Genomic DNA, 8,477 nt, shown 5'->3' on the forward strand with positions numbered 1-8,477 from the left:
TTGCGACTCCCTTATGTTAACATCTTCATGTTTCAATGTCAACTAAGTTTTTCATTTCGTTTGCCGCGTTCTGCGTTATTGCATCGGCGACTTGTTCTATATTACACCTCTATATCCTAATCGTCAATACCTTTTATCCTTTTTATTTTATAAATTCTAAAGGGTATTGAACCTTCTTCATTTATACTCCGTTCCTAGAGATTAATAAACTGTTGCAATCACTTTCATAATCGACAGTTTATACTTTCTTACTTACACCTTTCTAAAGAATGAATAGCAAACCAAACAAATATATATTAAAGGTAGCACTTTTTATTTCGAGTACATTCCAGCTGTATTCACAATTATCTCCTACCACTTCTCTCTAGGAATTATAAATACACCATGCATTTACTAAAAATCTAATTAACTTAGGAGGCGTTATGAAATGCATGTTAATAAGAAGATCATTTATGTATCCCATGATGCCCATTTCCACGGAGCACAGCTGCTTTCTTTACATACTATTAAAGCTCTTAAAGAAAACTTTCATTACTCCGTCGCAATTATTTCTATTGGAACGGGCATTTTAATCCACGATTTTCAAAAGTATGGTCCTGTTTATTGCCTAGAGGAAGACTACCAAACAGAAAAAAGGGTCGAATTATTAATAAAGAAGTTACTATCACAAGACTATACCATCGCCATATGTAGTACCGTCATAAGTGGTGACATAGTTGCATTACTAGCTAAACACAATATAAAAGTTATTTCATTAATACATGAATTGCCGCATTTAATACAACAGTACTCTGCCGAGGGGAAAGCGAGAAACATTGCCCAGTTTGCTTACAAAATTGTCTTCCCTTCACAGTACGTGTATGAAAAATTCCGTACAATCACCCAATTAGATCATCAAAAATGTCACATCCTCCCTCAAGGCTTGTTTAACCACAATCCTTATAAGAACAATATTGCAAAAGCTAGAAGCGAATTACGAAAAAAACACAACCTGCCTCTAGATAGCAAAATCATTTTGGGAGTAGGTTTTGCTGATCATCGGAAAGGGATAGATTTATTCTCACTTATTGCTTACTCAGTAAGAAAAGTTCATACGAATATTCATTTTATCTGGGTCGGGAGAACGGATGTTCATTTCTTTAACACACTATCCCCAAGATATACAGCACATTTCACATTAGTTGAGCCTACTCCAGATATCGGTTTATATAACGCCGGGGCTGATTTATATTTATTAACTTCAAGAGAAGATCCTTTTCCAAACGTTGTTTTAGAAGCATTAGATACAAAAGTCCCTGTTATAGGGTTTAAAAACGCTGGAGGTTTTGAAGATGTTGTTACGGAACAAACTGGCGCCTTAGTAGACTTTTTAAATTTACCGCAGGTGCTGGAAAGAATATATGAATTTATTGGAGATGAAGACTTACGATTACAAAAAGGGCGCTTTGGCCAAGAGCTTATTGAAAAAGATTTTAACTTTCTTCATTACATTTATCAACTGTTAAACCTACTTGATCATAATTACAAAAAAATAAGCGTAATCATACCGAACTATAATTACGAAAAATACTTACCTGACCGAGTTAAATCCATATTAAACCAAACCTATCCCCTTTACGAACTAATTTTCCTAGACGATGCCTCTACTGACAATAGCGTATCTATATTTAAACAGCTGCTCTCAAACGAAAATAAGCCCCACCTAAAAGTTCAGCAGATTATTAATGATAAAAACTCTGGTTCTGTATTTAAACAATGGATAAAAGGCGTCTCTGCAGCAACTGGTGATTATATTTGGATTGCAGAGGCTGATGACTTATGTGATCAGACATTTTTAGAAGAAGTAATACAAGGGTTTCATATAAATGGTGATGTTACCTTAAGCTACACACAATCAAAACAAATAGATGAACAAGGAAATATCCTAGCCAATCATTATTTAGATTACACAAATGATATTGATAAAGGAAAATGGAAAAGTTCTTATTTCCGAAAAGGGATAGATGAAATACAAGATACATTACTTATCAAAAACACCATACCTAATGTCTCAAGTGTAGTTTTTAAAAACATAGATATAAAAACTACAGAAAAACAATTAGAAAAGTTTAAAGTAGCTGGTGATTGGTTTTTCTATGTTTCTATTCTTAAAGAGGGGAACATTTATTTCAATCCAAAACCGTTAAACTATCATAGACGACATACAAATAGCGTAACGAGAACAGAAGATTCATATTCCCATTACAGTGAAGTTGTACAAATGCAGAATTTCATTAAAGAAACCTTTACTATCGACGACATTTCAAAAAAGAAAATGTACACATATAGAAAGTATCTTAAAGCATATTTGAAGATTGAATGATATATTTTCTTCGCCATCAGTATCTCTTGTAAGACGTTACTATCATTTAAGGGGGGTTACTCATTGAAAGAATTTATAGAGGCAAATAAAGATTTGATTTCTCAAATTGCACACAACTACAATGTAAATGCAAGTATTCATCCAGAGGATCATATCTTTCAATTCCTTGTCACTAATCCAGTCTTCCCATCTAAAAAAGAAGCGATAGATTATTATTTTCAAGATGGGAGAAAATCCGCAGAAACACTCTTAGATTTAATTACGTCCTTTTATCCTCCTATAGACACTCCAATAAAATTATTAGAATTCGCATCCGGATATGGCTGCGTAACACGTCATTTATTAAACCTACAAACGAACTTAAGTATAACTACCTGCGATATACATGAAGAGGCTATTACTTTTATTGAACGTACATTAAATACTTCTTCTATCTTATCTCACCCTGAACCTGAACAAGTAAATTTGACCTCCTCTACGTATGATATCGTTTTTTGTCTATCCTTTTTTTCTCATATGCCTGATACAACTTGGTTTCGTTGGCTTCAAACATTGTATAATGCTGTTTCTCCTGAAGGCTTACTCATTTTCACAACTCATGGTTATCAAAGTAAAAAGTACTTCAGCTTTCCAGATTTAAATAAACAGGGTTATTGGTTTCTCCCTTCTAGTGAACAATTGGATTTGGATGTTCATCAATACGGGCAAACGATCGTTAGTCCCTCTTACGTATGTGACAAAATTAAATTATTGCCCTATAACCCTGTCATCAAAAAATACACTGAAGGTTTTTGGTGGGAACATCAAGACCTTTGGGTAATAAAAAAAGAAATAAAATAATAAACCACGCTCTACTGATACAAAAGTAGGGCATGGCTTATTATTTTTTACTATATAAGAACTCTTCAATCCATAGCTTATTTAATCTAATTCCACTTTTGAAATCTATTTTCGGTTCCCAATTACATTCTCGTCTTACTCTATCTATATTTAAAATGATTTTTTGAACATTTTCTTGCCTTTGTTTATAGCAGGTAAAGTCCACTTTTCTTTCCGTTAATTTCTCCAATTCTACTATAATTCGTTTTAAAGAGAGACCCTTGCCGCTCCCTATGTTATATACACAAGATTTCAAACGATTTAATTGTGATAGTTGTATAGTGATTTCAACTAAATCATCGATATAAATATAATCTCGAATAATCTCTTGTGGATTCCCATATATATTAATCTTTTCATTACTGAGATGCTGATACAAAAAACAGTTTATTGCCCCAACTTTCTTTAAAGGATTTTGATATTTTCCATATGGATTAGAATATCTACATACAACATAGTCAATTCCGTATTTTTTCTTATAAAAGTACAGGTAATTTTCAAGCGACACTTTTGTTATTCCATAAGGAGAAAGTGGTTTTAATGGATGTTCCTCATCAATAGGTAAATATTCCGGTTCACCATAAACCGTGCCTCCAGAAGATGCTAATACGATTTTTTTAACAGGAAAATTTTTAACACTTTCCATGAAGTTAAGAAAAAAAAAGCTACTGTTTATATCTCCGAAAACATCTTCAATTGAAGTTGCTACATTAGACGTTGCAGCTAAATAAATAATAATATCCACATCCACTAAAGCTTTATATATATCTTCAACATTTGCTAAATCACCTTTAATAAATTCAACATCACTTATAATATTTTGAGGAAAATTATTTATATGTCTGGAAAATACTTTGACAGTTTGACCTTGTTTCAATAAACCTAATGCGAGGTTAATACCAATGAAACTATTCCCACCTACTATTAAATAATTATTCTTCCTCATAATATCCTCTCTAGTAATAAGATTTTTGCTTATCACACCTAGAAATGCAACTAAATGAACTTGGTCACCTCTATTATTCATTCTCTTATAATTGTATGCCCCTTATAAATTTTCATTATCTTTATTTTATATTTTCCTTTTAGAATCTCTATCTTATTTAAGCTGACCGCAAAAAACACTCATACTATTTACTCATTCCCATGAATATATTGGATTAGTAAAAACTTCCCTTCTCCATAAATAAAAATTTCAAAAAGGAGGACTACATGTATGAAGAGTGTAAATCAAGAGCTTTTAAATCATGTAATCCTACATAAAGATCGAATCCCACATTTCCATAAAGACTTTCCACTTATACTATTCTGGAGCCATAGAAGCGGATGTACCGCCTTAGCTAATTGGTTCTTTTTTCAAATTGGATTGTTTAATGAAGCAAAGAAATACCATGACTTTATTCATTACTATGAATTCTGGGTGTATAAAAACAACACTAACTACATACCAGAGTTACAAAATGGGCTTCTAACAGCAAATAAAGATGTTTGTAAACTTGTACGGAATCCCTACAAAAGGGCCGTCAGCTCATTTTTATTACTTGCTGACAATCCATACGCTAGCCCGCAATGGGAAAGTATCCGCCATTATTTGTATAATGACAAATATAGTACTCGAGGAATATCATTTAAACAATTTTTATATTACGTTCGAGCATTAGGTCCCAATTCCCTAGCAATGGACATACATTTTAGTCAGCAATACGTTCCAGGTGAAGAAAACTTCATCCAATACTATATTCCTTTAGAAGATTTTAATACACAAATCACCAAGATGGAACACACGTACGATTTGATTAAATCCAATTTAGCGCTACTTACAAATTCAGATCATCATCGCGCTTATAAAATGCTTTATACAGGAAGCTATGCAGAACTCAGCATTACAGATGCCGCCTTTCCTCGCTTTCCAACATATGAAAGCTTTTATGATGAAGAAACAATGGCGTTAGTTACAGAAATATATGCACAAGACTTTGAAATGTATCCGTACACAAAAGGGATATTCTAAGTCGATACATTCTTCAATGAATAAAAGTGAATGTATCGCATAGCATAAAGTGAAACTTTAATTAGCGAGGGGTTCTCTCCCGCTAATTATTCCATTCTACCAATCTCACTTTTATGGGTTCCCTAATGTCCACCCACTCTCTTTGATTTCACTGATTGTTGACGTGTGTGTCATATGCATTTTTTTACACAGGAGTGATGTCATGTGGAAGGTAATTTGAAGCACAATAATGGATATTGCGTTATTTGTGAGAAGGAAACTACATTTATAGAGCAGAATGATTGGCTTAGAGATCATTACTTATGTTCTACATGCCACTCTATACCAAGGCAGCGAGCTATAATCCATGTTTTAAATACATTTTTTCCTAAATGGGGTTCCTATCATATCCACGAATCCTCTCCTGGGGGAATTACAACTCAGCTACTTATAAAAAACTGCAAAAACTATACTTATTCTCAATACTTTAAAAACTATCCTCTCGGCCAATACTTTCAAGGAATTAGATGTGAGAACTTAGAAGATATGACTTTCCAAAATGAATCTTTTGATTTGTTCATTACTCAAGATGTCTTTGAACATGTAATGGAGCCAAACAAAGCCCTTAAAGAAATAGAGCGTGTATTAAAGCCTGGCGGTGCTCATGTGTTTACTGTCCCTTGGTATCATACACTCACAAAGACTTTACAAAGAGCAAGAATCAATAAAGAAGGAATCGAATATATTGCGGAGCCAATTTATCATGGTAATCCTATTGATGAGAACGGGTCTTTAGTAACATTTGATTGGGGTCAAGATATGATTGAATATATTTATACACATGCAAATATGTATACCATTGTTTATTTACAAAAGGATAGATCACTGGGGTTAGATGCTGAATTTCTACACGTTTTTATTAGTAAAAAACACGAAAATAATTTTTAGGTACTATATAATTTGGAAGTTAACAAATGAATAACTTCAAGTTAGGAAATGATTTTGATAACCTTGTTAGCCCGCTTTCTGATGTTGAACTTCTAAATCTATTTATACAAAGTTGCTCACAAACAAAGATAAACGGCATCCCAGTACCTATGTTCCCCCCTGAAGAAATTCAACAACAGTTTGTAGGTGCTTCCTATGAACATGCTCTTTATGAAGCATATTTGTTTTATAGCCATGTCAAAACATATGCCCAAAACTTAGGTGTTCCCTTGAATAACGAACGTAAAATTTTAGATTTTGGTTGCGGATGGGGAAGAATTATACGTTTCTTTTTCAAAGATGTTCGCCATAAAAATTTACTTGGTATTGATGTAGATCCTGCAATGATTAACCTTTGCAACGAAACGTTAGGAAGAGGTAGGTATAAAGTAGCTCCCCCACAACCTCCTGTAGAATTTATTAATGACAATTCATTAGATATCATATTCGCTTATTCTGTATTCTCACATTTATCCGAAGAAACAGCAGAAAATTGGATAAAGGAATTTTCAAGAATTCTTCGTCCAGGTGGCATCTTCATCGCCACAACACAAGCACGCTATTTTCTCGATTTCTGCCAACAATTCAAGGAACACCCTGAATTAATTCAAACCGGGTGGCATAAAACTTTATCTCAAGCGTTTCCAGATATAAATCGTGCTATCTCGGATTATGAAAGCGGCAATTTTGTCCACAGCCCTACGGGAGCTGGAGACGTTAGAAATAGTAGCTTCTATGGAGAAACCGTTATACCTAGAACTTATATTAAAAATCACTATGAGAAGTATTTAAAGCTACGGGATTTTTTTGATGATACAAACCGGTTACCCCAAGCTCTATTTGTTCTCCAAAAAGATTAACTCTTTTCGGTCATTGTATAATGAAGATCATTTTGTATCTCAGCCGTATATATTAAATCATCAAAGATTTCCATATCAAGCAAACTGTACAAAAGAATTCATTATGCAGCATAAACACAGTAAGTAAATAACATATCTCATACTTTAACTAGATTCGAAAAATCAAAAGTAACTTCCCACCACTTGAACTACGAACAACATAAGGGGGATATATCTTGAAAATAATCGCTTTTTACTTACCACAGTTTCATCAAATAAAAGAAAATGACCGATGGTGGGGGAAAGGGTTTACTGAATGGACAAATACTAAAAGTGCACGACCTTTATTTTCAGGACATTACCAACCTAGAGAACCTTATCAAGATTTTTATTATGACTTAACCACCCCATCCGTAAGAAAATGGCAAGCAGAAATCGCCAAAGCTCATGGCATATATGGTTTTTGTTATTACCATTACTGGTTTAAAGGGAAGAGGTTATTGGAGGCACCCTTTAATGAGGTACTTAAGACGGGCGAACCAGATTTTCCATTTTGCCTTTCTTGGGCAAATGAACCGTGGACGAAAACTTGGGATGGTCTTGATAGTCACATATTAATGCCTCAAAATTATGGAGAATTATCGGATTGGAAAGAACACTTTGAGTATTTATTGCAAGCTTTCCAAGATGAGAGATATATCCGTATAGACGATAAACCACTATTCATTATTTATCGTCCCGGGCATATCCCTCATTGTGAACAAATGCTTCATTATTGGAATACACTCGCACAAGAAAATGGTTTGAAAGGTATATACTTTGCAGAAACATTAAACAGCTTTCCACTTCCTAATATAAATGGATTTGATGCTAGCATTGAATTCGAGCCTTTTTATACAATTGCTCATGATAGCTCTTCAGACATAAATAAGACAATATATGAGTCTGGTAAACAAATAAACGCTTGGGATTATGATAAAGTGTGGATGTATATACTAAAACGATCTCCTCCAGAGAAAAAAACATTTCCTGGTGCCTTTGTTGACTGGGACAATACAGCACGCCGCAAAGACTTAAATAGCAGCATCTTCCTAGGTTCTACCCCTAGGAAGTTCACGATATATTTAAGCAAACAAATCCAGCGTACCTATTCTCTTTACAACAGCGAGTTTTTATTTATTAATGCGTGGAATGAATGGGCAGAAGGTACTTACTTAGAACCAGATAAAAGGCATGGATTCGCCTATTTAGAAGGAGTTAAGCAGGCAATTAACAGAGGTATGAAAGCATACAAAAAAGACGAGTCATTCTGACTCGTCTTAAAGTTGCTTGGCGACGTCCTACTCTCACAGGGACAAGGTCCCAACTACCATCGGCGCTAGAGAGCTTAACTTCCGTGTTCGGTATGGGAACGGGTGTG

7 protein-coding genes and 1 rRNA gene are annotated in these 8,477 nt (G+C 34.1%); 6 read left to right on the forward strand and 2 right to left on the reverse strand.

Going from position 1 to position 8,477, the window contains the following annotated elements; all coding sequences use genetic code 11:
• Positions 1 to 427 precede the first annotated feature (427 nt).
• Together ABH961_RS29925 and ABH961_RS29930 are read left to right on the forward strand one after the other, a co-directional pair.
• A complete protein-coding gene (locus ABH961_RS29925) occupies positions 428 to 2,362 on the forward strand; it encodes a glycosyltransferase (protein WP_098080550.1) in 1,935 nt (644 codons plus the stop codon).
• A gap of 63 nt (positions 2,363 to 2,425) precedes the next feature.
• Positions 2,426 to 3,202: a class I SAM-dependent methyltransferase gene (locus tag ABH961_RS29930; protein WP_088610424.1), complete on the forward strand. Its 777-nt coding sequence runs from the start codon at positions 2,426 to 2,428 to the stop codon at positions 3,200 to 3,202.
• 40 nt (positions 3,203 to 3,242) lie between these two features.
• On the opposite strand, the gene ABH961_RS29935 is transcribed toward ABH961_RS29930, so the two are convergent.
• Positions 3,243 to 4,187, reverse strand: coding sequence for an NAD-dependent epimerase/dehydratase family protein (locus ABH961_RS29935; RefSeq protein ID WP_088610425.1), 945 nt, complete (start codon positions 4,185 to 4,187; stop codon positions 3,243 to 3,245).
• 270 nt (positions 4,188 to 4,457) lie between these two features.
• On the opposite strand from ABH961_RS29935, the gene ABH961_RS29940 reads away from it, so the two are divergent.
• The 4 genes from ABH961_RS29940 (at position 4,458) to ABH961_RS29955 (ending at position 8,370) form a co-directional block, all read left to right on the forward strand.
• A complete protein-coding gene (locus ABH961_RS29940) occupies positions 4,458 to 5,252 on the forward strand; it encodes a sulfotransferase family 2 domain-containing protein (protein WP_098080552.1) in 795 nt (264 codons plus the stop codon).
• 204 nt (positions 5,253 to 5,456) lie between these two features.
• The gene (locus ABH961_RS29945; RefSeq protein WP_061673145.1) at positions 5,457 to 6,179 is read left to right on the forward strand and encodes a class I SAM-dependent methyltransferase; all 723 of its coding nucleotides are present in this window, start codon (positions 5,457 to 5,459) and stop codon (positions 6,177 to 6,179) included.
• 26 nt (positions 6,180 to 6,205) lie between these two features.
• A complete protein-coding gene (locus tag ABH961_RS29950) occupies positions 6,206 to 7,078 on the forward strand; it encodes a class I SAM-dependent methyltransferase (RefSeq protein ID WP_001058687.1) in 873 nt (290 codons plus the stop codon).
• 215 nt (positions 7,079 to 7,293) lie between these two features.
• Positions 7,294 to 8,370, forward strand: a complete 1,077-nt coding sequence (locus tag ABH961_RS29955; protein WP_000690989.1) for a glycosyltransferase WbsX family protein — start codon at positions 7,294 to 7,296, stop codon at positions 8,368 to 8,370.
• 14 nt (positions 8,371 to 8,384) lie between these two features.
• Here the strand turns inward: ABH961_RS29955 and rrf are convergent.
• A 5S ribosomal RNA gene (rrf, locus tag ABH961_RS29960) occupies positions 8,385 to 8,477 on the reverse strand; the annotation flags it as partial.

This window comes from Bacillus sp. RC251 (assembly GCF_044908765.1).
Lineage (GTDB): Bacteria > Bacillota > Bacilli > Bacillales > Bacillaceae_G > Bacillus_A > Bacillus_A wiedmannii.

Excerpts from the sequence above, each read along its gene's own strand:
- ABH961_RS29925 (WP_098080550.1), top strand. The coding sequence starts at position 428 with ATGCATGTTAATAAGAAGATCATTTATGTATCCCATGATGCCCATTTC.
- ABH961_RS29935 (WP_088610425.1), bottom strand. The coding sequence starts at position 4,187 with ATGAGGAAGAATAATTATTTAATAGTAGGTGGGAATAGTTTCATTGGT.
- ABH961_RS29940 (WP_098080552.1), top strand. The coding sequence starts at position 4,458 with ATGAAGAGTGTAAATCAAGAGCTTTTAAATCATGTAATCCTACATAAA.
- ABH961_RS29950 (WP_001058687.1), top strand. The coding sequence starts at position 6,206 with ATGAATAACTTCAAGTTAGGAAATGATTTTGATAACCTTGTTAGCCCG.